Source organism: Adlercreutzia muris (assembly GCF_041223505.1).
In the GTDB taxonomy this organism is placed as follows: domain Bacteria; phylum Actinomycetota; class Coriobacteriia; order Coriobacteriales; family Eggerthellaceae; genus Adlercreutzia; species Adlercreutzia muris.
This window is the reverse complement of record NZ_JBCLQK010000004.1, coordinates 72985-98334: the sequence shown is the minus strand read 5'-3', so window position 1 is coordinate 98334 and position 25350 is coordinate 72985. Positions and strand designations below refer to the sequence as shown.

Below are 25350 nucleotides of genomic sequence, written 5' to 3'. Positions count from 1 at the left end.
TGGACCGAGGAAGACGCAAACGTAATCGTCGGTATAGGTGTCGCACAGTATACGCCAACCCGACGATTTTTCAACAAAACGTCTTTGCTCGGGAACGAAACATGCCGTTAAGAGCCCCGCCGCACCGTTGGGCGGGAGCCGATGCAACTCCAGCAGCTAGCCCGCCAAATGATCGGTGGCGCCGATGGCCCCCACGGAAATGGCGCCATCATCCCACACCACCTCGGTGATAGAGGCATTCTCGATCTTGGAGGGAAAGGGCACGCCATCGCGGACGTACAGGAACACCAGCGCGCGGATGAGCAGGGCATGGGACACCACGAGCACATTGCCACCGCCCGCCTCCCCCACGGCGCGGCCGCATTCGTGCAGGAACGCCTCGATGCGGGCAGCTATGGCAGCGAAATTCTCAGCCCGTTCCGTTGGATCGGTGGCATTCAGATAGTCGGCGATCTCGTTGAGGCGCCGATTCTGGGCTTCCCGGGGCAGATCCTCCCCGAACAGATCCCGCAGGCACTGGCGCATGGCCTCGGAGGGCTCCCCCTCCAGCGCCCCGAAGCACCACTCGCGCAGCCGTGCATCTTCGCGTACGGGAACGGGCGCAATAGCCCGTCCCTCGCAGGCACGCGCCTCTGCCCGGGCTTCCAGGGCCAGGGCCAGCGTATCGCGGGCCCGGGAGGCGTCGCTGGCATAGGCGGCCGCAAAATCCCGATCGGCCAAGCCCCGGCCGAGCAGGCGGGCATCGCGCACACCCTTCTCCGTCAAGGGCGAGTCGCACCATCCCTGAACGCGGTTCTCAACATTGAACTGGGTTTCCCCGTGGCGGGTGAAGTAGAAGGTGACGGCCATGACGTGCGGCTAATCTCGGTCGTAGTTCGCCAGAAAGGCCCGGGTGCGGTCGTGCCGGGGGTTGTTGATGACCTCGCTGGCCGGTCCCTGCTCCACGATAACGCCGCCGTCCATGAAGATGATCTGATCGGCCACGTCGCGGGCAAAGCCCATCTCGTGGGTGACGATCACCATGGTCATATGCTCGGCCGCCAAATCGCGGATAACCTTCAGCACCTCGCGCGTGAGCTCCGGGTCCAGGGCACTCGTCGGCTCGTCGAAGTACAGCACATCGGGGTTCATGGCCATCGCCCGAGCAATGGCCACGCGCTGCTGCTGGCCGCCGGACAGATCGCAGGGCACCATGGATTCCTTATCGGCCAAGCCCATCTTCGCCAGCAGATCGCGCCCCCGGGCCAAAGCCTCGTCCTTCGGCATCTTCTGCACGCAGATGAGAGCATCGGTCACGTTCTGCAGCACCGTATAGTGCGGAAACAGGTTGAAGTTCTGGAACACGAGCCCATAGCGGGTCTTGGCCTTCGCGATGGTGGCCGCATCCCCGTACACGGCGCGGCCCTCGGCGTTGTTGGAGCACACCACCAAATCGCCGTAGGACAAGTCGCCCGAATTCAGCGTTTCCAACAGCGCCAGGCAGCGCAGCAGCGTGGACTTCCCGCCGCCCGACGGCCCGATGACCGCCAGCACGTCGCCCTTATTCACCGTCAGCGAGATATCCTTCAGGACCTCGTTGTCCCCGAAGGCCTTCTTGCCGTGGTTCAACGTTACAACAGCGTTAGTCATGATAATAATCCAGCTTCTTCTCGACGCGGTTCAGGATAAACTCGATGACCAGACAGAACACCCAGTAGATGAGGGCGGCGATGGCGTAGGGGATCATGGACACCTCGCTGGCCGCGAGCGCCTTGGCTGCCGAGAACATCTCCATGATGCCGAGCACGAAGGCCAGAGACGTGTCTTTCACCAGGGTGATGATCTCGTTGCCCATGGCCGGCAGAATGCGCTTGATGACCTGGGGCAGCACAATCTTCGTGAAGGTCTGGGCCTTGGAATAGCCCAGCACCGTGGCCGCCTCGTACTGGCCGCGGGGAATGGACTGGATGCCCGAGCGGTAGATTTCCGCGAAGTAGGCCGCATAGTTCAGGATGAAGCCGATGGCGCAGGCCCAGAACTTCCAATCGCTGCCCATGTTCAGGCCGAACAAATAGTAGGGGCCGAACATGATGGCCATGAGCTGCAGCATGAGCGGTGTGCCGCGCAGGATGGAAATGTAGAGCTGGGCGAGCCAGGCCAAGGGCTTGAACCGGCTCATGCGGGCCAGGGCCACCACAATGCCGAGGGGCAGCGACCCCACGAGCGTAATGACGAAGATTTGGGCCGTCAGCCCAAGGCCTTCCATGAGAATGCCCATCATAACGGGAAATTCCACGCCTCTCCACTTCCTCTCTAGCCGTCCGGCCTACACCCGGGTGCCCATGATACCGCACCCCAGCGCCACGGAGGGCGAAGCCCGTCAGGACTTCGCCCTCCCTCTATATATCTTTACCTACTTCTCGCTGGTTCGCCCAAGGAAGTCAGCGAGGTTGCGACCGGCTAGTCAGTCAGCACCCAGTTGTCGATGCTGATGCCGTACTCGCCCCACTTCTCGCACAGCTGGGCGATGGTGCCGTCGTCGTACATCTCCTTCAAGGTCTTGTTCACGGCGTCCACCATGGCGGTATCGCCGTCCTTCGCGAAGCCCACGGCGTAGTTCTCGGTGGACAGGGGCTCCAGCTTCACGAACATGTCCGGCTTGGCAGCCATCTGGTAGTCGGCAATGGACAGGTCGCAGGCCACGGCATCCACGGCACCGGACTCCAGCTGCATGAAGGCGTTGTTGTAGTCGCCGATGGTCTGGGCCTTGCCGCCGGCAAAGGTGTCGGCCAGGGCCTTTTGATCGCCTTCGAGCACGTCCAGGGCGGCGGAGTCGGCCTGGGTCATGACGTTCTTGTCGGCCAGATCCTCCAGCTTATTAATGCCGGAGTCCTTCTTCACCACCACGACCTGCTCGTTGTGCATGTAGGGCTTCGAGAAGGCGTACTTGCCCTCGCGGCCCTCCATGGTAAATCCGTTCCAGATGCAGTTGATGGTGCCCTGGCCCAAGAGCGCGTCCTTGGCATCCCAGTCGATGGCCTCCAGCTCAAGGTTCCAGCCGTTGCGAGCGGCCACCTCGGTGGCCAGGTCGATATCGAAGCCGGTCAGGTTGCCGTCGTCGCCGATGAAGCCGTAGGGCGGGTAGGCGTTATCGAGGCCCACAATAAGCGTGATGGCCTCGGGATTGGCCGCGGCACCGTTGTCGGCGCCATTGTCGGCCGCGCCATTGTCGCCCGCACCGGCACAACCGGCCAGAAGCGCCGCGCCCAGGCACAGGGTCGCGGCCATGGCCGCCAGTTTCGTCATCTTCTTCATAGGTTCCTCCCTTGAAGGCGGCGAACCCTTCGTCCGCCCCTTGTCCGTTGCTTCCGTCGCACCGCTTATCCGGCGCGTCCGTTCACTTTACCTCTTTAGCGTACTAAAGTACTGAAGTGTTGGCAAGTATAACACGGGAAGCGGCAGAACCCGCTACTTTTTGCGGTTAAAGAGCTTGTTGTTGCCGCTCTTGGAGGAGGAAATCTCCACGAGGCGCGGTTCGAAGTCGAACAGCTCGGCCATGGGGACCACGGGGATGATCTCGATGCACTTCTTCAGGCAGGCATCGGCGCACAGGTTGCACTGGGTGCAGTCGGCCATGGAGAACTCCACATAGCCCCGGGTCTTGTCCGGGTGCACGTCGAGGCTCTTGCGCAGGGCATCGGTGGGGCAGAACATCACGCACATGCCGCAGCCGTTGCACTTCTCCACGTCGATCTCAATGTCGCCGAAGATGCGCGTGAACATCTCGGGCACCTCCGGCTCGCCGATGCGGCTCATGGCATCGAGGATCTCCAGGTTGCGCTCAGCTTCAATGGTGGGCATCTTCCCCGCCCCGTTCTTCACGCCAAGCTTCTCCCGCAGGGACTGCTCCTCCTTCTGGAGCTTCAGCTGCTTGAGCTTCTCGTTCACCATTTTCTCGGCCGCCGTCTTCGCCACATCTTTGGCGTAGTGGCCCGTGGAGGTGAAGAACTCACGGCGCGCAGCACCCACGGCCTTGTGCAGATCGGCCACCTTCACGGCCTCGGGGAAGTCGTCGCTGCGGGTGATGGCGGTGGCAGACCCCACGGCCTCCAGCAGCGTGCGGGCAGACTCCACCGTGTCGTCGATGCACGGTGCGGCGGCGCGGTACTTGCAGGTACGGCAGGTGCCGTCCACCAGCTGGATGTCCCGAATGCCCTGGGCGGCCAGTTCCACGAGCAGGCGCTCGTCCATGCGAGCCAGGCAGGGCACTACAGCGTACTTGTCCGGATCGCCGGTCTGGCGGGCGGCCTTGCGGGCGCAGGCGATCACGGTCACGCCCTCGGCAGCGGCAGTGGCGGTGGCCACGGCAGCAGCCAGCTCCTCTTCCATGGGATCCACCGAAATGAGGGCGCTCGTGGGGCACACCGCAATGCACGCCCCGCACGCCACGCAAGCCCCGGCGTCAATGGCCAGCTCGTTCTTCTCGATCTCAATGGCATCGGCCATGCACACATCGGCGCACTTGCGGCAGGTGGAGTGGCGGTTGCGCACGGCCACGCAGCGGGTGGGCGCCGTAATGACCGCCTTGGTTTCCAAGGCGTCTACCATCTCCATGATATCGTTCAGGTTGGGCATGACGTCCGTTCCTTCCACTTGCGAGCAGGCCGCGCCCCGCGCGCAGGGCCGCGGGTTCCCCTCGGCGGCGCGAGCCGGTTTTTCGTGCGCCCCTATTCTCCCAGATAGGAATCTTCGATGCGAGCCAATTCTTCCGGCGTATTCGCATTGATGAAGCAGCCGCCGCGGGGCTCCACCGCGAGCACCTTGTCCTGAGTATAGGGAAGCACCGAAAGCTCGGGGTCGTCGAAGAAGCTCTGCACCCGCTTCTCGCCCCGATCGGCGCGACGGCGCACGGCGGGCATGCAGGTTTCCCGACGGTACATGGCGTGCAGGGGCTCAAAGCCGTGCTTGTTGTGGGGAGCCACCACATCGGCGCCGCTCTCGTGCATGGCCAGGGCCTCGGCCACCACCAAGCGGGCGCTGGCGAACACCATATCGCAGGCCACCACGGCCACATAGGGATTCTGCGCCGCGGAAAGAGCCGTGTACATGCCGGGAAGGGCCCCGCGCTCGTTGTAGGCGTCGGGCACGAGGCGAATGCTCAAGTCGGGGTACATCTCATGAAGGAATGCCAGGTTGGGGGCCTCGTTGGTGGTGATAATGAGCTCGTCGGCCACCGGCGAGAGCCGCTCCACGAGCCGGCAAATGAGGGGACGGCCGACGAAGGGCACCGTGGCCTTCGAGCGGCCCATGCGCCGCGATTCGCCCCCGGCCTGAATGACCACGGTGACGCGCGGGCGCACGTAGTGCTCGGCCAGGAAATCGGCGAGAGCCGCCGTGTCCTCCAGGCCCAAGGCCGGAATGCCGTAGAGGGCCGCCGCCTCGCGGGCCGCGGGAATATCGGTCACCACCGCCACCGTGGACGCGGCCGGCATCTTCTCCCGCTCGTCGGCAGCGAAAGGAGCGGAGGCCGGAACCGGGGCACCGGCCGGAACCGGGGCACCGGCCGGAACCGGGGAGGAAGCAGGGCTCGAGGGGGCGGGGGCGCCGGCCCCAGCCGTGGCCGCCCCGTCTCCGCGGCCCATCTGCACGTGGTCGGCCCCCAGGGGCACGCCCGCGCGGGCGCCCCGCAGGAACACCTCGGCCGTGTGGGCATCGGCGGCGTTGCCCGCACGCATGACCTCGATGGTGGGCAGGCCGCTCTTGCGATAGCCCTCCACCACCACGATGTCGTGGCCGGGCATGGAGCGCACCAGATCGCCGCACTCCTCTTCGCCCTCAATGGTCTTTACGCGCGCCACCTGGCCCGGAGCCGCGATAACCGTCTCGGAGGCGCCGGCGGCACGATGGCGGTAGGAGTCCTTCCCCGGATAATCGATGTCGAATCCGGCATGGGAATGATGCTTGATGGAGCCTACGTCGTAGCCGCGGTCCACCAACTCGGCGATAAGCCGCTCAATGAGCGTGGTCTTCCCGGAATTGTGTCGCCCCACAATGGCAATGGCCGGGCTCGGTATATCGATCATAGTATCCCTCAACCTCTCTGCGAGCGCCCCGCCTCCCCAGGCCGCAGCACGAATACTGCCGGGTCGCGCCCCCTCGTCATAGTTCCGGGCCAGTATAGCACGAGCGCAGGCCATCACGCCGTCCCGGAGGACAACGAGGGCGGATCGCGAACGCCGCCCAGCTCCCCCCGACCACGGGGGCGGATCGCGAACGCCGCCCTGTGCCGCGCTGCGAGGTGAAGCAGGCAGCGCACCGCCAAACCGCCTCGGCGCGTCGCGAGTTCCACCCCCCCTTGAAAGAAAAGGGCCCGACCACATGGTCGGGCCCGAGGGCTTTCCCTAGCGAGGCCAGGGGTTGTCTCGCCAAAGGAGGAGGCTACTTCAAGCCCTCCACCTCGAAGGATGCCGCCTCCTCAATGTACTCTTCCACCGGGTTGTCGCCGTAATCGGGCAGGTCGGCGGTGGTCCAGCACTCGCAAGCCGGCATACCGGGCACGCTCGAAGCCAAGAACACCGGGTCTTTGCCCTCCTCGCGCTGACGGGTGTAGTCGGCCAGCGCGGCCAGAGCCCACTTGCCCAGCAGCAGGATGGCCACCAGGTTGATGATGGCCATGAAGCCCATGAAGATGTCGGCCAGGTTCCACGCCAGATCAAAGCTGTTCACGCAGCCGTAGAAAATGGCGGCCAAGCACAGCACGCGGAAGAGAACCATGCCCCACTTGGTGTTCTTGAAGATGTAGCGGAAGTTCGTCTCGGCGTAGAAGTAGTTGCCGATGAGGCTGGAGAACGCAAAGGCGAAGATGGCGAAGGTAATGAAGTGGATACCCACCTCGCCCACGGCATTGTTCACGGCCAGCTGCACCAGCGGCATGCCGTTCAGGGCCGCGGCGGCCTCGGGGTCCTGCACCCAGAAGATCATGACCATCATGGCCGAGCAGGTGCAGATGAGCAGCGTGTCGATGTACACCGACAGGCTCTGCACGAGGCCCTGCTTCACGGGATGCGACACGCTGGCGGTGGCGGCGGCATTGGGGGCCGAGCCCATGCCAGCCTCGTTGGAGAACAGGCCGCGCTTGATGCCGAGCATGACCACCGAGCCCGCGAAACCACCGGCGATAGACTGGAAGTTGAAGGCCGACTGGAAGATGGTGCCGAACACCGCGGGCAGCTCGCCGATGTTGGTGACCGTGGTCCACACGGCCAGCACGATGTAGGCGATGGCCATGATGGGCACGATGATGGAGGTGATGATGGAAATGCGCTTCGCACCGCCGAAGATGACGAAAGCGGTGAACACGATGAGCACGATACCCACGCCGATGGCCGTGCCGTTGGTGGCGTAGTCGGGAATGTAGTACTCCAGGGCCGAGGTCATGTTGAAGGCCTGCAGGCCGTTGAAGCCGAAGGCGAAGCACAGGATGAGCGCCCAAGCGAAGATGATGCCGAGCCAGCGCTGGCCCAGGCCCTGCTGAATGTAGTAGGCCGGGCCGCCCCGGAACTCGCCTTCCTTGCCGCGGATCTTGTAGATCTGGGCCAAAGTGGACTCGATGAAGGCCGACGCGGCGCCGATGAGGGCCATGGCCCACATCCAGAAGATGGCGCCCGGGCCGCCGGTGGCTACCGCCGTGGCGATGCCGGCGATGTTACCGGTGCCCACGCGGGAGGCGGTGGACACCATGAGGGCCTGGAACGACGAGATGGATTTCTCGCCTTCCACGTGCTTCTTCTCCGTCAGCTGGGTGAACATATCCTTGATGTAGCGGATCTGCACGCCCTTGGTGCGGACGGTGAAATAGATGCCGACGAACACGAGCAAGATCACCAGGATGTAGGTGTACATGAACCCACTGATCTCGCCGGTCCATGCAACAAGCATCTCGTTCAAATCGGTCATAGATGCTCCTTTCCGGAACGCGCCGGGCATCAAGCCCGTGCGTTCCCAGACGGGGCCCGTCTTTCTGCGCGCGAATCACGGGCAATGCGCACCGTCGGACGGTGTCAGCGTGATTCGCGATAGGAAAACGGCCTCTTGGTCACGGCGCACCGGCCCCTACCGGCGCGAGATAGTGCCCCTATTTTACACGACGGACAACCCCAAACCTCCGAGGTTATCCAGGTATTTCGGAGCAAGCTCCTCATCGTTCGCCCCACGAGAGCCACGGCACCCTCGAGAGAACCGAACGCGTCCTCGCCGCAAGACAGGAAGAGCGCGGGAAGCCGCCAATGAGTCGGCCGGCCCGCGTGCAACCCCCTACTTCAACGCCGCAGCCACTTTGCGGGCGGCGGCGGTTATGGTGAGGTCGTTCACGTCCACGGTGATGTCGGCGTACTTCTCGTAGAGGGGCAGGCGCTCGTCGTACAGGTCGCGCAGGCTCATGCCGATGCCACCCTTCATGACCACCCCGCGGTCGGAGAAGTCGGCCAGGCGGCACTTCAACTCGTCGAAGTTGATCTTGAGGTACACAATGCGGCCGATCTTGCCGAGGTGCTCCATGGCCGCGTCGCTGTAGACGGCCGAGCCGCCCGTGGCGATGACCGAGTGCTCGAAGCTCATCTCGGAGAGCACCTGGTTCTCGATCTCGATGAAGGCATCGGGGCCCAGCGTATCGATGAGCCGCTGGAGCGACTTGTCGCAGGACTGCTGGATGAGCAGGTCGGCATCGACGAAGTCCATGCAGAGGATCTTCGCCAGTACGATTCCCAACGTGGACTTGCCGGCGCCGGGCATGCCGATGAGCACCACGTTGTCGCGGCCGGGCTCGAAGGACTTCTCTTTCATGGGGCTTCCTTTCTTGTGAGGGCGGCCCGGAGGCCGCCAGGGCAGATAGGGTCAGGACACCTCGGCGCGATGGTGGGCCGCCCGCAGAGCGTCTCCCAACGTTCGGGACAGGCGCGGCGCCAGGTAGGCCAGCGTGGCTGCCATCGTGGCGGGAACGAGAATGCCGGCGGCCACGGGCTGGCCGGACACGGTGCTGCCCACCTCTTCCCCGTACTCGGAAACGCCGAACAGGTAGGCGTAGATGACCAGCTCGGGGCGGTCGATCTCAGCCCGCACATCGCCATCGCGCAGCCAATTGCGCAGGGCCTTGGCGCGGGCGACGATGTTGTTCCCCTCCACGGAGCGGCGCATGGTGTAGTTGCCGAGCACGGCCGTGGCGCCAGCAGCGGCCAGGGCCAGCAGGGCCGGCAGCCACCCGAGGGCGAAGAAGGAGACAAGTGCCAGCAGGGCCACCAGGGCGGCAGCCAACAGCACCACGCGCTGGGCGCGGCGGCTGCCCCGATCGAAGAAGCAGTAGGGCTCCACCAAGGCCGTGAGCGACAGCTGCCACGCCTGTTCGGCCTGCAGGAACTCGCTCGGGTGAGAGCGCGCGAAGGCGGCCGCAGCGCCCACGGAAAGCTCTTCGGCCCCTGCGGCCAGGGTGCGCAGCAGACGCAGCGTGGCGCCGTCGAGGACCGCCTCGGCCCGGGCCGTCGTTCGGGCGCCGAGGTCGGGCAGCAGCACGAGGGCCGCCGGGCGCCCGTCGTCGTCGCGACGCACCGTCAGGGCCCCGCGACGCACCATGTCGAGCACCGTGGCCACCACGTCGTCGGGGCTCTCGTGGTTCCAGCGCCACAGGCGCCCCATGACTGCTGGGGCAAGGCGCGCGTCGGGCACCTCGTCCCCGTAGTCGTCGGTGAAGGCCGGCGGCCGCTCGCGACCCCAGCGCCGGTAGACGAGCAGCGCCCCTACGAGCACCACGGCCGCCAGGCCCAGCAGCCCGATGATGAGCCGCAACCGGATAATCGTGCGATACGTATCGCGATCGACCCACTCGGCCTCGTAGCGGGGCGTCCAGGAATACTGGGGGTTGCCCTGATTCGCCAGTCGCGCCTCGTCGCTCAGGTTGGTGAGCCAGTCCACGGGAAAGAGCACCCGGGCCTCGGCGAACTGGGTGGGCTCCACCTCGGGATCGGTGAACGTGATAGACCCGTCCAGGGCGATGGACACCGAGCCGTCCGCCGGCCCATGGCCCCAGGCGTACACGTTGTCCTCGGCCCGCACGGTGTCGTCAGCAGCCAGGGGCAGCACCACCTCGGCCGTCACGTTATCGAGGGCCACGGCGTAGTCCCGCGGCACGTACAGCCATTGGAAATCGGCGGCATCGTCGTAGGCAACCACGGCACCTTCCACCCGATAGGCCACCTCGAACACCACCCGGGAGGGCAGATGACCCACGAAGGCGTACAGCCGGTGCTGGAAGCGGTCGTAGGCCCAGGCGTCGCTCTCGGGGCCGCCCCCTGAGCGCCAGGGCAGCTGGAAGGTAGCCTCGGAAAGGTCCACCCATTCCCCGTCCACGGCCCCCTCGGCATTGGCCGGGGCCATGCGCACCCGTTCCACCACCAAGGCGGCATCCTCGGGAAAGCCCTCGTAGAGCCACTTGAGGGTCTCGCGTTCGGCGCCGTCGAACTCGAAGATACGCTGGTCGACCACGGACACCGAGCCGTCGGTCTGCACCTGGGCCACGAGGTCCACCTCGGTGCAGCGATAGTCGGCCGCCCAGGCCGCAATCGGCGCCACGGCGACCCACAGCAGAGCGAGCACCGCGGCGCCCAGGGCAGCGAGGGGAAGCAGGCTATGTCGCGACCGCTGACGCACTACAGGCTCCGGAACGCCTGCCGCACGTCGTCGAGCACGTCGTTGTCGGCAACGACGATGGCCTTGTCCCCGGGATACAGCAGCGTGTCACCGTTGGCCACTTCCACGTCGCCACCGCTGGACACGGCGGCAATAAGAGCGTTTTCCGGCAGGGGAATCTCCTCGATGAGCACGCCATCCTCGTTGGAGAAGCGGCGCATGCGCGGCACCGTCACCTCGGCGAGGGCCACATTGCCGTGGGTGAGCGACGACACCACCGACACCGAACCCAGCAGGGCCTCCTCCTCGATGAGGTTCGCGATGAGGGTCGTGGAGGACACGCACTCGATGCCCACCTCACGGAAGATGCGCTGGTTCTTCGGATTGTTCACGCGGGCGATGCAGCGGGGCACATGGAACACCCGCTGGGCGATCTCGCAGGACACCAGGTTGGAGTCGTCCTGACCCGTGGTGGCCACGAACACGTCGGCCGTGCGAATGCCCGCGTCCTCCTGATAGCGGGAATCGCAGCCGTCGCCGTGAATGACCAGGTAGCGGCCTTCCAACTGCACCGACAGGCGGTCGGCCGTAGCCAGCTTCTGCTCGATCACGGCCACCTCGTTGCCGCTCTTCAGCATGATGGAGGCCAAGTAGGAACCGATTTTGCCGCCGCCGGCAATGACAATGTACATGAGACGTCCTTAATCCAGGATATAGCGCGAGAACTGGGAGATCACATCGTGGCGCACGCAGGCGAGAATGGAGTCGCCGGCGTAGAGCAGAGAATCGGCTGTCGGAATAGAGGAAGCCGAGCCGTCGGCCCGCTCGAAGGCGATGATACGCACCTCGTGATCGCGCTCCAGCTCGGACACGCGCACGGTGCGGGCGTTGTCGCGGCTCGACAGATCCAGGGTGAAGCGCAGCACTTCGAACTCCCCGAAGGTATCGATGTGGGAGCCGTGGCCCGACACGATCTTGCTGAACACATCCTCGGCCACGAGCGACGTGCCGCACACGTAGTCGATGCCGAGCTGCATGTAGGCCCGTTCGTGGTCGGGATTATAGAGGCGGGAAATAACATGGGGCACGCCGAACAGATGGTTGGCCACCTCGGCGCACATGAGGTTCGCGTTGTCGAACTGAGTCACGGCCGCCAGCACGTCGCACTCCTCCACGCCGGCCCGTAGCAGCACGTCCTCGTCGAAGCCCACGCCCTGCACGGTGCTGCCGTTGAAGTTGCGCCCCAAGTTCGCGAAGGCGTCGGCGTTCTTGTCGATGACGCAGACGTTGCTGCCGTTGTCGGACAGCATGTTGGCCAGCTGCGACCCCACGCGCCCGCAGCCCACGACAATGACGTTGCTCATAGCCCGCAGTCCTCCCTTACCAAGCCGATGGTGAACTCATTATAGGCACGCGAGCGCCCATGGAATACAGCAACGCCCGCGACCGACCATGCCCCTATACAAGAAAATGGCCGAAGCCATTTTCTCATTCTTTTAGATCTGCTGCATCTGGCCCAGCGTATCTCTGTACCAGTTGTCATAATTCGGGGGGCAATAGCGCATGGCGTACGAGTAGCTGATGGTGAAGCCGTAGCCGCGGGCCAAGCCGGCCACATGGGCGCGAATGGCCGTATCCCAGTCGGGCCAGTGAGTCTGGTCCCAACCCCAGGCGTTATGGGACTTGAAGCACACACGGCCCTTGGTGGATTCGGTGTTGGAAATGGCCGGCGACCAGCGCGGATCGATGCCCGCTTCCCAGGCGGCCTCGGCGAAGGTAGAGCCATGGCCGGCCAGGGGGCTTCCGAATAGATAGTTATCGATGCGCTCGGTCCATTCGGCGATGAAGGCCTCGCGGCCGACGGAGAAGTCGACATCGCCGGCGGGCAGGGAACCGAAGGTGGCGTAGTACTCAGAGCGGGTGGCGTCAGCCCGGGCGATGGCGCGTTGCTCGGCGGCACGGGCCTCCTCCTCGGCGGCAATGCGGGCGGCCTCTTCCTCGGCGGCAATCTCGTCGATGCCGGCGCTCACGTCGCGGGAGGACGCAGTCTGGAGAGAGGCGGCCTCGGCCACGTCTTCCACAGCCAGCATATCGGCATTGGATTTATCCTGCACCGTTTCGGGGGAGACCTCGCCCTCGGGGCGGTTCTCGGAGCTCATGCGCTCCAGACCGAAGGTGGTGGCGTTCGTATCGTGGGAACCTGCGGAGGCCCATCCGAACCCGAGGAAGCCCACAGCCAGCACCGACAGCACGCAGGCGGCAGCCATCGTCAGAACGACGACCCCCCGATGACTCTGCTTGCGACGAGTAACCACTTGCTTCCTTTCATGACAGCACGAAACCAGCCGCAGAAGCGGCAGCAGCGTGCTGGATTAAGGTGGGTGGTTTGCTGCAAGATGTTTGCGCTCTATGTTGTTTTCGACAGGGCGTATTTTAGCGTAGTTGGCCGCTGGCGCAAAAGCGGCAACGGCCGATGTTCACGTTTTGTTCGCTTGACAAAGCGATTCCCTCAGGTTCCCGCAGGTAGAGTGTGCGAGAAGCCTAGGCGGTTGCGGAGGCGCCTCCACAACTTTCGTCGGTGATTTTGCGCACCCGAATGACCGAGATGCGGCTGCGACGCATCTTCTCCACTTTGAAGGAGAAGCCGTCCACGACGAACTCGTCGCCCACCTTCGGCACGAAGTCCAGGGTGTGGATGAGCCAGCCGGCCACGGTCTCGTAATCGTCGGACTCCTCCATGGGCCAGCCCAGCTCCACGGCATCTTCCACGGGGAAGCGCCCGTCGCAGCGCCACTGGTCGGGGCCGACGGCGCTTACGAGCTCGCGGTCGCGGTCGGTCTCGTCCACGATCTCGCCGATGATCTCCTCCACGATGTCTTCCATGGTGATAAGGCCGTCGGTGCCGCCGTACTCGTCTACTACGATGGCCATCTGCATGCGGGCCTCCTGCAGCTCGGAGAGCAGAGCCAGCACGTTCTTGGTCTCGGGCACATACAGCGGCTCGAACATGTAGTCGGACACGGGGCCTTCCATGCGACCGTCCATGAGCGGACCCATGAGGTCCTTGTAGTTCACGATGCCGATGACGTCGTCCACTTCCTCGTGGTACACCGGCAAGCGGGAGTAGCCGGTGCCGCGCATGCGCTCCAAGGCGGTGCGGGCCGGCTCCACATCTTCGGCCATGATCATGTCCACGCGGGGCTTCATGATCTCGCGCACGGTCATGTCGGCCAGGTCGAGGATGTCGTTGATCATGCGCTTCTCGTCGTCGAGGAGCTCGTCGTTGTCGGCCACCATGTCCTTGATCTCGTCTTCGGACACGGTGTCGCGGCGGCCCGGCTTCAGAAACTCGAGGAAGCCCGGCTTGGGTGATATGTCGTCTGTCTTAGCCATGGCGGGTACTTTACCATATTTCGGCCGCAAAACAGCGGGGGCGGCCCGAGACCGCCCCCGTAAGTTTCGCTTTTGATTGCTCGCCGGCAGCGCTACGAGCCGCAGACCTGGTTGCCGCCTGGCTTCAGCCAGTCGAGCCACGCCGCGGCGTCTTCCGCCGGCACGTCCACGAGCGTCGTGGTGGTGCCCCCCTGGCCGGCGGCCGTGGTGGCCAGCAGCGTGCGGGTGCCGGCACGGCGCTGCAGCGGGTTGCTGCGGGCGCAGCCGAACTGGATCTTCTGGCGGGGGAAACTGATGGTGGTGCGCGACAGACCCCCGTTGCTCACCTGCATGAAGCGGCGGTTGAAGGCGAAGCTGGACTCGCGGGCCCACAGCACCGCGCCGATGATGTCGATGACGAAGAGGATAGCGGCCCAGACGAACAGGCCCATAGCCGCCACAGAGCCCATGGACAGAAGGAACAAGTCGTCGCTCTCGAGGTACAGCGCTCCCGATTCGGCGGCGGCGCCCACGGCCGCAAGGACCGCTGTCAAGATCGCGGCCGCCACGGCGCACCAGAAGCCGCCGCCCTGTACGACGGCACGGCGAATGAGGGCCCGGCGCAGAGCCACCTTAGCCACGGGCTTCGCATCCTGGGGCAGGTCGGCGAACTCAGGAATGAGGCCGGCCAAAATCTCCGGCACGCGGCTGACCTTCACGAAGGGGTGCACCACCAGGCCCTTGTTCAGCAGCTCGTTGGCGTTCTGGTTGTTGTTGGCGCTCTCGCCCTCGGCGGCGTCGATCTTGCCCAGGGATATCTCGCAATAGCCGAGCAGACGGCGAATGAAGGTCTGGTTGATGCTGACCGACTGCACGCGATCTACGGCAAGGCCCTGGAAGCTGTGCTTGAGCAGGCCGTATTCCACTTCGATGCGGTTGTCGCGGCGGCGCGCCTTGAAGCCGCCGTAGCTCACGCAGGTGCCGAGAGCCGACAACAGCCACAGCACGAGCAGCACCACGATGAACGGCACGACGACCAGCCCGACGACCGCGCCCATGGCCTGGGAGGTGGCATAGCTGACGGCGCTGGCCACCACGCTGTTCGCCGCATCGCCGAACAGCTCGAAGGCGTTGCCCACCAGCTGCAAGAGACCGACGATCAGACCGAGAAGGATGAGGCCTGCCGAGGTGGAGCCCGAAAGGCCCGTGAGGAAGAGCTCCTTGTTGGTGAGGCCGTACTCGTAGGTGACGCGGCCCGTGTCCACATCGGCGCCGGCGAACAGGCCGCCCACCTCGTCCCATGCCTGCGAACCGATGTCGAGCACGTTGCCGAACGCGGGCTGACCGACCGGGGCCGGGGCGCCGGGGGCTGCGGCACCCGCGGCGATGCCGGGGGCGGGGGCGACCGCAGGGCTGGCGGCGGGAGCAGCGGGGCTGGCCGCAGCGGAGGCGCTCGGGGCACCGGGAACAGTCACGGCAGTTCCGACCACACCGGCGGCCACGGCAGCCAGGTGGTTCTTGCGGTTGTACAGCTCGGCGCGCAGCCATTCTGCCTGCTGCTTGGTCACATAAGGTACGGTGATGGCCTTGTTCGAGGCACCACCGGCCGTGTCGATGAGCACCGTGCACACCCCGAAGATGCGCTGGAGCAGCGTGGCCCGCTGATCGATGGACTGCACACGCTGGTAGGGCACGTGCACGCGCTTCTTGCTGAACACGCCGGAGCAGAGGGTGAACTCTTCGGGTCCTACGATGAAGTACAGGTGCTTGTAGCTGACAACCCGCATGGCCACCACAATGCCGACGACCACGAGGATGGCGAGGAGCGACCCGCCGGCTACGAGGGCCAGGGCCAGGCCCGTAGGGAGGCCGTCGAGGCCTCCATCGGCGATGACCCCGACGATGGTGGAGAAGTTCGTCACCAGAACAGCCAGGGCAACCACCACCAGGGTGCGGATGCTCTCGAGCCACATGTAACTGTGGTGGACGTGGTGCTTCACCGGCTCAGCGCCCTCGGGCTGAGGCGCGGGCTGCGGTTGCTGGGGTTGCTGCGGGGCCTCCATTAGACATCCTCTCGGGCCAGACGGGCCAGCTCGGCGGCGCGGTCGCGCAGCAGGTCGGCCTCTTCGTTGCCCAGGCCGGGAATCTCGTGCTCACCGGCGGCCGTGGCCACGGTGACGCTGGACAGCCCGAAGGCCCGCAGCACCGGTCCTTGGCGCGTATCGGTGTTCTGCACGCGGATGAACGGGATGATGAAGCGCTTGCGCCAGAAGATGCCCCGGGCGATGTCCAGGTAGTCGTCGGTCAGCTCGTAGCGCCAGCGGGCATAGCGAATGGGCGGCAACACCACGACGAAGAACACGAACAGCGCCGCGAAGACCACGGCCACCATAAGGGCCACGAACCCCGCCCAGGTCTCCGACGGCTCAACTGCCGCAATGATCGCAAACGGCGCGAAGCAGCATAGGAACGCGATGACGATCCAAATAGCGTCGCTGATGCGCCACACGTTCTTGATGCGCGGATTCAACTGGTTAGCGGGCATCTCTCTCATATATGTCCTTTCGCCCCTCGCGGGGCGCCGCCAACGACGCTCACCGCTGCTTGAAAATGCGCTGACCATACTACCCCACTTTCAGCAATTCTCGCGAAAACTTAATACTTGCTCGACCTTGGAGGAAATCCATGACCAGCTTCGTTTGACGCAATCTCCCCTATTTGCGCGAGATTTGGAGTTATGAGCGTCACACAGCCCTTCGAGACTCTAAGATTTAATGAATTTCAATAAAACCGTCCTCCTTTTCTTTCGGAAGACGCTCATAACTCTAAATCTCGTGCAAAAAACAGGGGTCGGCCCGACCAACATCGCCGGCAGGCCGCTTACGCTCTTGTAAGAGTGCGCGGTCGCCGTTCCCGCGACAGGGGCATCGCGGTAGAATGGGCAGGCTGGCAATCGCCCCCGGGATGCCGGGGGGCAAGATGAAGGAGGCGGCCGCCATGGCCCAGCGCATCTATATCATCGAAGACGACGTGGCCCTGCGCACGGAATTGGCCCACGTGCTGGAACTTTCCGGCTTTGCCGTGGGCGTCTACGAGGGAAGTTGGGCCGACACCGCCGCCCGGGCCCTGGCCGCCGAGCCCGACTGCATCGTGCTCGACCTGAAGCTGCCCGGTGCCGACGGCCATTCCATCTGCCGCGACATTCGGGCGAACAGCTCGGTGCCCATTCTCATGCTCACCTCCTCGGAAAGCGAGTTCGACGAAGTGATGGCCATGAACCTGGGGGCTGACGACTACGTGACCAAACCCTACCGCCCTGCCGTGCTGCTGGCCCACCTGCAGGCCCTGCTGCGGCGCAGCGCAGGACCAGCGGCGGATATGACGATGCGCCACAAGGGCGTCACTTTGAACATTGGCGCCGGCACCGTCTCCTTCAACGACCGCACCGCCGAGCTTACCCGCAACGAGTTGCGCATCCTGCAGACGCTCATGCGGAATCCGGGCGTCGTGGTGCCGCGCAGCGAGATTATGTGCGCGCTGTGGGAGTCGGATGCCTTCATCGACGACAACACCCTCACCGTGAATGTGAATCGCCTGCGCAAGACGCTGGCCTCCCTTGGCGTGCCCGACGACTTCCTCGTAACGCGCCGTGGCGTGGGGTACGCCGTATGAGCCAGCCGCCCCACTGCTCCCTCGCTGGCGACGACTTCTCCATCGAAGACCTCGCCGCCTTCACGCCCGCCGCCTATGTGCGCGACAACATGCTGGGGCTGGCGGCGCTGGTGCTGAGCCTCGTAAGCCTCGTGCTCATCCTGCCCGCCCTCGGCGTGAACTCATCGGGCGTGCTGCTGGTGGCCGACATCCTCACCCTGCTGGCTGTGGGCGCCGGCTTTCTGGACTACCGCCGCAAAGCCGCCTTCTACCACGAGTTGCGCGGGTTGCTCGCCTCGCTGCGGCAAGCCCGCGTACTGCCGGCGCTCGTCGCCGAACCCGCCTTCCTGGAAGGGCAGATTGCCTACGGAACCGCGGCCCGCATCAGCTCGCTTGCCGCCGCGGAAACCGACAAGCTCCAGGAAGACGCTGCGGCCTACCGTCGCTACATCGAGTTGTGGATCCACGAGACGAAGACGCCCATTGCCGCGATAAAGCTCATGCTCGCCAATGAGCCGAGCACCCAGTCGGCGAAAATCGCCCGCGAGCTCGAGCGCATCGAGGCTCAGGTGGACCAGGCGCTGTACTATGCTCGATCGACCTCGGTGGAGCGCGACTATGCCATCCGCGAGGTGAGCCTGGGCGGGGCAGCGCGCGAGGCGTGCAAGCGCAACACGCGCTTCCTCATCGAACGCGGGGCACTCCCCGCCTTCAACATTCCCGAGACCATGACGGTGCTGGCCGACGAACCGTGGCTCGTGTTCATCCTGGGGCAGGTGGTGGTGAACGCCGCGAAATACGGCGCCACGAGCATCGAGTTCACCGCGCGCGAGGAAGAGTCCGGCACCCCGCGGGGCCGCACGGTGCTGGAGGTGCGCGACAACGGCTGCGGCATTCCCGCCGCCGACGTGCCCCGCGTATTCGAGCGCGGCTTCACCGGCCAGGTCGGCCGCACCCACGGATCGGCCACGGGCATGGGGCTGTACCTGGTGGCCAGCTTGTGCGCCTCCATGGGCCTGCACGTGGGCCTGGCCAGCGAAGAGGGCACCGGCACCCGCGTCATCCTCACCTTCCCCCACGACCGCACCCGCAAAGAACTCTACGGCTCGTAAGGGCCGCGCTCCCCTCAGCCGCGCAGGTAGAATCAGGTAGAATCAGGTAGAATCAGGTAGAATCAGGTAGAATCAGGTAGAAAGTGAGCCGTCATGCACGAGGGAACCAACGTCGAATTCAAGAGCACGTGGACCGACGGCATCAAGAAAACTATGGTCGCCTTCGCCAACACAGAAGGTGGCAGCATTTACATCGGCATCTCCGACGAGGGCGAAATCCTTGGCCTTGACGACCCCGACGCTTGCATTGTGAGAGCCGCGCAGGCCGCGGCCAATGCCATCCGACCCGACATCACCCTTTGCACACGGGCAGACATCATCGAAAAAGACGGCCTGCCCGTTGTAGAGATCAAGGTGCAGAGGGGCATCGCGCGGCCCTATTATCTTGCCGAGAAGGGCGTGCGCCCATCGGGAGTGTTCGTTCGCCAGGGAGCCATGACCGCCTCAGCGTCCGAAAGCGCCATTCTCGCCATGATCAGAGAATCCGCCCATGACATATTCGACGCCGAGCGTTCTCTCGATCAAGAGCTCACGTTCGATGAGGCGCAGCGCTTCTTTTCGGAGCACGACATCGCCTTCGGCAAGCAGCAGATGCGCTCTCTCGGCTTTATCGATGAAGCTGGCACGTTCACCAACACGGCGTTGCTCTTTTCCGATCAATGCCCCGTCACGGTGAAGGCGGCGGTGTTTGAGGGTGATACGAAAAGCATCTTCAAAGACCGCTTCGAGTTCTCTGGCTCCATCTTGAAGCAACTACGCGAAACGATCGATTTCATCAACCGATACAATGCCACTCGATCTGAAATCGGCACCGACATGCGCCGCATTGATCGGCGAGACTATCCCGAAAATGCCATCCGCGAAGCACTGCTCAATATGTTCGTCCATCGGGACTATTCAGTTCCCGCTCCCGCTCTGGTCAGCGTCTTCGACCAGCGCGTGGAATTCGTCAACTTTGGAGGACTTGTGGCCGGCATGTCCGCCGATGACCTCATGATGGGCGTCTCTCTCCAGAGAAATCCCCACCTCGCCATGACGTTTTATCGCCTTAAACTGATCGAAGCCTACGGAACGGGCATCCCAAAGATTATGGAAAGCTACACCGGCGCTGATCTACAACCTGAGTTCGACGTGGCATCCAATTCATTCAGAACGACCTTGCCCTCGCTTCTCGCTCCTCATCGAGAGGTAATTACGACGGTACGAGAGCATGGAACCGTGTCCGGGGGGATTCAGGAGGGTCGAGTTCTGGAATACCTCAAAGAGCACGAATACATCTCTCGATCGGAAGTCGAAGCGCTCCTCGGTATTTCCCGCTCCCCAGCCGGGCAGCTGCTGTTGCGCATGGAAAAATCTGGCCAACTGACCAAAACCGGCGCAGGGAAAAACACGCGATACGCGCGCACTTAGCGGCCCTTGGTCCTCGAAGGGGCCTGGCAGCTTCGCTTACCTAACACGTTCGTAAGGTAAGCGTAAGCCCGATCGATGGAGCCGCCGCGCCCCTTTCCCTAGGATGGAATTGTGCTCGCAGCCTACGCAATGTAGGAGACGGGTTCGGGGTGTTCCGACCGAGCGAGTTCCACAGCGACTGGAAATGTCCAGTGGACATTTCCACAAAGCGAGGACTGTTTGAGCGAATCGGAATACCGCGAAGCCATCTCCGGCGGGATGGAGAGCGGGCCGCGCATTCGAGAGAAAGGACCATTGTGAAGACGTCAGGGAAGATTATGCTTGCCGTTGCTATCATCGGGGCGGTGGGCGCCATCATCGCCCGCCAGCTGCCCAAGACCGAGAGGAGCTACCACTAATGGCTGAAGTGTACACCGAACCCACCCCCTCGGCCTTTGGCGCCAACCCCACCGATCCGGGCACGCCCCTGCCGCTTTCCGCCGACGACCGCAGCGCTCTTGACGGCCTGGCCGCCGCCTTCTCGCGCGATGCCTACGCGCCCGGCGCCTCCTCGGCTGCCGCGGGCCGCGTCGCCCAGGGTGCCGGCGCCTCTGCCGCCGCTTCCCACGGTGTCCATGCGGCGGCCCCGCGGCCTGCGGGTTCCCCCATCCTGTCGGTGCGTTCCATCGAGAAGGTCTTCGGCAGCCGCGACTCGGTCACCCATGCCCTGGCCGGCGTCTCCTTCGACGTGGCCGCCGGCGAGTTCGTCGGCATCATGGGCCCCTCGGGCTCGGGCAAGACCACGCTGCTGAACTGCGTGTCCACCATCGACACCGTCACGAGCGGCCACATCATCGTGGGCGGCCGCGACATCACCGGCATGTCCCGCCGCCAGCTGGCGAAGTTCCGCCGCGACGATTTGGGCTTCATCTTCCAGGACTCCAACCTGCTGGACACCCTCACCGGCTTCGAGAACATCTCGCTCGCGCTCACCATCAAGGGCGAGCCGGCGCGCAGCATTCCCGGCAAGGTAAACGCCATGGCCGCGCGTCTCGGCGTGGACGGAGTGCTGCAGAAGTACCCCTACCAGATGTCCGGCGGCCAGAAGCAGCGCGTGGCCGCGGCCCGGGCCATGGTGTGCGACCCGAAGCTCATCTTGGCCGACGAGCCCACCGGCGCGCTCGACTCCCGCGCCGCCACGGTGATGCTCGAGATCATGGAGATGATGAACACGCAGATGGGCGCCACGATCATGATGGTCACCCACGATGCCTTCGCCGCCAGCTACACCAACCGCGTGCTGTTCATCAAGGACGGCGCCGTGTTCAACGAGCTGCGCCGGGGCGACGAGAGCCGCGATGCCTTCTTCGCCCGCATCATGGAAGTGGTGTCCTTCCTCGGCGGGGAGGCCGGCCATGTATCTTAAGCTCGCCCTGCGCAACATCCGCCGGTCGGTACGCGACTACGCCATTTACTTCATCACGCTTCTGTTCGGCGTGGCGGTGTTCTACGCGTTCAACTCCATCGGCAGCCAGCAGATCCTCTTCGACATGGAAAGCTCGGCCTCGGCTTCGGTCTTCGAGTCGACCACCCAGCTGCTCGGCATGTTCTCGGTCGTGGTGGCCTGCGTGCTGGGCTTCCTCATCCTGTATGCGAACCAGTTCCTCATCCGGCGCCGCAAGCGCGAGTTCGGCACCTACCTGGTGCTGGGCATGACGCCGGGCCATGTGTCGCGCATCGTGCTGTACGAGACGGTGCTCGTGGGCCTCATCTCGCTGGCCGTGGGCCTTATCTGCGGCGTGCTGCTGTCCCAGGCGCTGTCGTTCTTCACCGCGGCGCTGTTCGGCACCACCATGAGCAACTACCAGTTCGTGTTCTCGCCTGACGCGCTCGTGGTCACCCTGGCATGCTTCGCCGCCATCTATGTGGTGGTGGCCCTGTTCAACACGTTCACCGTGAGCCGCTGCAAGCTCATCGATCTCATCCGCGCCGGCGAGAGGAACGAGCGGGCCGGAGTGCGCAACCCGTGGGTGTGCCTCGTGGTGTTTGTCGCGGCCATCGCCGTGCTGGCCTACGCCTACCAGCAGCTCATCGCCAATGGCCTGGTGATGCTGGACCAGCCCGAGTTCGTGCGCGCCACCATCGCCATGCTTGTGGGCTCGCTCATGTTCTTCTGGTCGCTGGCCGGCTTCGCCATCGCCGTGCTCACGCGCCTGCGCGGCGTGTACCTGCGCAAGCTGAACCTGTTCACCGTGCGCCAGATTGCCAGCAAGGTGAACACGGCGTTTCTGTCGCTGTGGGCCGTGTGCGTGCTGCTGTTCTTCTCCATTACCGTGTTCTCGTCGGGCATGGGGTTCGTGGAGGTGTTCGTCGGCGGCGTGGAGAAGGCCAACCCCTACTCGGCCACCTTGAGCGCCGGGGTATGGTACGGCCCCGATGGCACCACGGGCTCGTCGGCCGGCGAGCGCGAGCGCCGCGCCGAAATGGAGGCCGATGCCCCCGATCGGCTGGCCCTGGCCGAGGAATACGACTGGAACATGGCCGCCGCTCTGGAAGCAGGCGCGCCCGAGCTGTGGGCCGAGACGATAGGCGCATGGGCCCAGGTGAGCATGTGGTCGCTGCCCGACATGACCTACGACCCGATCGTCGATGCCGCCGAAACCGTGGCGAGCCCCGAGGCCATGCGCATCGACGACTTGGGCAAGGTGCGAGATACCGCCGTGGCTGTGATGTCGCTGTCCGACTTCAACGCCGCCCGCACCCTGCAGGGGCAGCCGGCCGTGAATCTTGAGCCGGGCACCTGCGGCCTGGTGAACAACATGGAGATCGTCAATGCCTTGGCCGAGGCCGTGGCGAAGGCGGCCCCGACCATCACCGTGGCGGACCAAGAGCTCACCGTGGCCGGCCCCATCTACGACACCCAGCTGGAAGACAACGCCATGGCCGCCACCGCACTTATCTTCGTGGTGCCCGATGAGGCTGTGGAGGCCCTGGGTGCCGAGGGACTCATTCCCACGACCCAAACGCTGAACGTGATGTACGCCGACAACGGCAAGACCGCTGCCGAGAACGATACGGCCCTGGGAGATATCGTAGCCGCCACGCAGCCTTCGGATATGGGCGGCTTCGAGCAGGGGCGCAGCGGCGCCGGCAACGCCTACGCGAACCTGCTGTGGCCGGTCACGCGCATCATCACAGCCCACGAGATGATCGACCAGTCGGCCGGCATGCGACTCATGATCACCTACCTGGCGCTCTACATCGGCTTCATCTTCCTCGTGTCCACCGCAGCCATCCTGGCCATCCAACAGCTGAGTCAGGCCTCAGACTCGGCGCCGCGCTACCGCATCCTGAGCAAGCTCGGCTGCGATGCGGGCATGATCTACCGCTCGCTTCTGATCCAGGTGCTCGTGTACTTCCTCGTACCGCTGGCGCTGGCGGTGTGCCACGCAGCCTGCGCCATCGGCGTGCTGTCCGACTCCATGTTCGATGCCATCGGCGTGAGCACCTTCACCCCCATCATGATGGCCGCGGGGCTCACCATCGTCATCTACGGCGGCTACATGCTCGTCACCTACCTGGCCGCCCGCGGCATCGCGAAAACAGCCCTCACCGAGGGGTAAGCTTCGCACCGAGGCACGGTTTCGCCGTAGGGGCAGCTTCAGACCGCCCTTCCACCAGGACACTCCTCCACTACCGGGGCGGCTTGAGTCGCCCCCTACGGATCCCACCACCAAAGCGGCTTCCCCACCAGGGCGGCTCGGACGTTACCGAGCCGCCCTTCTTGCATCAGACAGCAAAGCTTTTTGTACCGTTCTTGCACAGAAAATATAGCTGCACACGTTCTGCGAGGCTCATCGCCCTTGCAAAGCTAGAAAAAGTTTGCAAAACTAGAAAAAGTTTGCAAAAGTTGCAAAGCCATCCACAACGAGTGACGCATCGCTCCCATGCGGACGCCGCCAAATAGCAACCGCACCGACAAGAAAGAGAGGGTCCATGGCACGCAACCCCTTCACTCCCACATTCGGAGTCATCCCTCCCTTTATGGCTGGACGCGAGTCCCTCGTAGAGGAGCTGAAAGCAGCTTTCGACAACGGCCTAGGCGACCCTAATTTATGCACCATCGTCTCCGGGGCCCGTGGCTCAGGGAAGACGGCCTTCATCTCCCTCATAAGCCAAGAGGCGGAGTCGCAGGGCTGGATTTCTGCGAAAACTACCGCTGCCGAGGGCATGCTCGAGGACCTATTGCAACAGGCCGTTCGCAACGCGCGGGAATTCGTCGAAGAAGACGGGGGCCGGCGCCTAAGGGGGCTGAGCCTTGGTCAGTTCCTGAGCCTGGAATGGGAGAACGTGCAACCGGAGGAGGGCAATTGGCGCACCCGTATGAGCACGCTGCTCGACCAGCTCGCCTCCTATCGGGTCGGGCTTCTCATAACCGTCGACGAGGTGAACGTGACGATCGACGAAATGAAGCAGCTCGCTCGCGTATATCAGCACTTCGTCACGGAAGGTCGCCAAGTCGCGCTTCTTATGGCAGGGCTTCCCCATAATATTTCCCAGCTTTTGAGAGACGACGGCATTTCTTTCTTGAGAAGGGCGCGCAAGCACACCCTCGGTCGCATTCCCGACCGAGAGATATCCGACGCCCTCACTGCCACTATCGAAGATGCTGGCAAACGCATTAGCCCCGCCGCCCTTGCGGCTGCGGTCGAGGCCACCGATGGCTTCCCGTACATGATGCAGCTTGTCGGGTTCCACACCTGGGCCCAAGCAGTCGCGGAGGAGATCGACGTCGAGAACGCCGCTACGGGCGTAGAGCTGGCCCGCAACGAAATGGCTGATGGCGTTCTTGCTTACACCTACCTTGACCTTTCGGCTGGCGATAAGCGTTTTCTTGCCGCCATGCTCAACGAGCCGCGCGACGTGCCTCTCGCGCGCGTAGCCGAGAAGATGGGCGTGGGCAGCAATTACGCTTCGCAGTATCGCAAGCGCCTTCTCGAACAAGGAATCATAAGCGAGCCCGCCAAGGGCTACGTGCGCTTCGAGATGCCCGTCTTCCCCGAATACTTCGCCGAGCGCTACGAAGAGGATGAGAGCCTGTCTTAACGAGAAGGCGCCCGACGAGGTATGATGGAAACGACACAGCGGGAGCCTTAATGGAAGGACGAGC

The 25350-nt window shown here is 64.2% G+C and carries 21 protein-coding genes; 6 read left to right on the top strand and 15 right to left on the bottom strand.

All coding sequences use genetic code 11. The annotated features are described in order from the left end of the window. Positions 1-156: 156 nt before the first annotated feature. From AAK988_RS05390 to AAK988_RS05320, 15 genes are all read right to left on the bottom strand, one after another. Entirely contained in the window at positions 157-849 is a 693-nt protein-coding gene (locus AAK988_RS05390; protein WP_369873483.1) for a histidine phosphatase family protein, read from the bottom strand. 9 nt (positions 850-858) lie between these two features. Then, positions 859-1629 carry an amino acid ABC transporter ATP-binding protein gene (locus AAK988_RS05385; protein WP_135970632.1) on the bottom strand — a complete coding sequence of 257 codons (771 nt, stop codon included), beginning with the start codon at positions 1627-1629 and terminating at the stop codon, positions 859-861. Continuing rightward, the gene (locus AAK988_RS05380) at positions 1622-2275 is read right to left on the bottom strand and encodes an amino acid ABC transporter permease (protein ID WP_369873484.1); all 654 of its coding nucleotides are present in this window, start codon (positions 2273-2275) and stop codon (positions 1622-1624) included. Before AAK988_RS05380 ends, AAK988_RS05385 begins: the two co-directional genes overlap by 8 nt. A gap of 164 nt (positions 2276-2439) precedes the next feature. Continuing rightward, positions 2440-3294 (bottom strand): transporter substrate-binding domain-containing protein, encoded by an 855-nt coding sequence (locus AAK988_RS05375; protein WP_369873485.1) that lies wholly within the window; start codon positions 3292-3294, stop codon positions 2440-2442. A gap of 153 nt (positions 3295-3447) precedes the next feature. After that, positions 3448-4614: a 4Fe-4S binding protein gene (locus AAK988_RS05370; RefSeq protein ID WP_369873486.1), complete on the bottom strand. Its 1167-nt coding sequence runs from the start codon at positions 4612-4614 to the stop codon at positions 3448-3450. A gap of 92 nt (positions 4615-4706) precedes the next feature. Further along, a complete protein-coding gene (gene mobB / locus AAK988_RS05365; protein WP_369873488.1) occupies positions 4707-6062 on the bottom strand; it encodes a molybdopterin-guanine dinucleotide biosynthesis protein B in 1356 nt (451 codons plus the stop codon). A 355-nt stretch (positions 6063-6417) separates the two neighbouring features. Further along, complete coding sequence (locus AAK988_RS05360; protein WP_304596665.1) at positions 6418-7935, bottom strand: alanine/glycine:cation symporter family protein; 1518 nt, start codon at positions 7933-7935, stop codon at positions 6418-6420. A gap of 357 nt (positions 7936-8292) precedes the next feature. Further along, on the bottom strand, positions 8293-8820 hold the full coding sequence (locus tag AAK988_RS05355) for a shikimate kinase (protein WP_135970626.1): 528 nt from the start codon (positions 8818-8820) through the stop codon (positions 8293-8295). Between the two features lie 51 nt (positions 8821-8871). Beyond that, entirely contained in the window at positions 8872-10677 is a 1806-nt protein-coding gene (locus tag AAK988_RS05350; protein ID WP_369873489.1) for a DUF2207 family protein, read from the bottom strand. Further along, positions 10677-11348: a potassium channel family protein gene (locus AAK988_RS05345; RefSeq protein WP_135970624.1), complete on the bottom strand. Its 672-nt coding sequence runs from the start codon at positions 11346-11348 to the stop codon at positions 10677-10679. Before AAK988_RS05345 ends, AAK988_RS05350 begins: the two co-directional genes overlap by 1 nt. A 9-nt stretch (positions 11349-11357) precedes the next feature. Continuing rightward, a complete protein-coding gene (locus AAK988_RS05340; protein ID WP_135970623.1) occupies positions 11358-12020 on the bottom strand; it encodes a potassium channel family protein in 663 nt (220 codons plus the stop codon). A gap of 132 nt (positions 12021-12152) precedes the next feature. Continuing rightward, complete coding sequence (locus AAK988_RS05335) at positions 12153-12971, bottom strand: CMP-2-keto-3-deoxyoctulosonic acid synthetase (RefSeq protein ID WP_262999577.1); 819 nt, start codon at positions 12969-12971, stop codon at positions 12153-12155. A gap of 226 nt (positions 12972-13197) precedes the next feature. Continuing rightward, complete coding sequence (locus tag AAK988_RS05330; RefSeq protein ID WP_135970621.1) at positions 13198-14049, bottom strand: hemolysin family protein; 852 nt, start codon at positions 14047-14049, stop codon at positions 13198-13200. A 92-nt stretch (positions 14050-14141) separates the two neighbouring features. After that, positions 14142-16091 (bottom strand): PH domain-containing protein, encoded by a 1950-nt coding sequence (locus tag AAK988_RS05325; RefSeq protein ID WP_151429505.1) that lies wholly within the window; start codon positions 16089-16091, stop codon positions 14142-14144. Further along, a complete protein-coding gene (locus AAK988_RS05320) occupies positions 16091-16582 on the bottom strand; it encodes a PH domain-containing protein (RefSeq protein WP_028027793.1) in 492 nt (163 codons plus the stop codon). Before AAK988_RS05320 ends, AAK988_RS05325 begins: the two co-directional genes overlap by 1 nt. A 443-nt stretch (positions 16583-17025) precedes the next feature. Here AAK988_RS05320 and AAK988_RS05315 point away from each other — a divergent pair, with 443 nt between their 5' ends. The 6 genes from AAK988_RS05315 to AAK988_RS05290 all read left to right on the top strand — a co-directional run bounded on the left by AAK988_RS05315 (position 17026) and on the right by AAK988_RS05290 (position 25286). Further along, positions 17026-17700, top strand: a complete 675-nt coding sequence (locus tag AAK988_RS05315; RefSeq protein ID WP_151429504.1) for a response regulator transcription factor — start codon at positions 17026-17028, stop codon at positions 17698-17700. Then, complete coding sequence (locus AAK988_RS05310) at positions 17697-18791, top strand: sensor histidine kinase (protein ID WP_151429503.1); 1095 nt, start codon at positions 17697-17699, stop codon at positions 18789-18791. Before AAK988_RS05315 ends, AAK988_RS05310 begins: the two co-directional genes overlap by 4 nt. Before the next feature lie 93 nt (positions 18792-18884). Further along, a complete protein-coding gene (locus AAK988_RS05305; protein ID WP_369880474.1) occupies positions 18885-20201 on the top strand; it encodes an RNA/DNA-binding domain-containing protein in 1317 nt (438 codons plus the stop codon). 646 nt (positions 20202-20847) lie between these two features. After that, positions 20848-21606, top strand: a complete 759-nt coding sequence (locus tag AAK988_RS05300) for an ABC transporter ATP-binding protein (RefSeq protein ID WP_150839862.1) — start codon at positions 20848-20850, stop codon at positions 21604-21606. Beyond that, on the top strand, positions 21596-23803 hold the full coding sequence (locus AAK988_RS05295) for an ABC transporter permease (protein ID WP_369873491.1): 2208 nt from the start codon (positions 21596-21598) through the stop codon (positions 23801-23803). Before AAK988_RS05300 ends, AAK988_RS05295 begins: the two co-directional genes overlap by 11 nt. A 373-nt stretch (positions 23804-24176) precedes the next feature. After that, a complete protein-coding gene (locus AAK988_RS05290; protein WP_135970516.1) occupies positions 24177-25286 on the top strand; it encodes an ATP-binding protein in 1110 nt (369 codons plus the stop codon). The last annotated feature ends 64 nt before the right edge of the window (positions 25287-25350 follow it).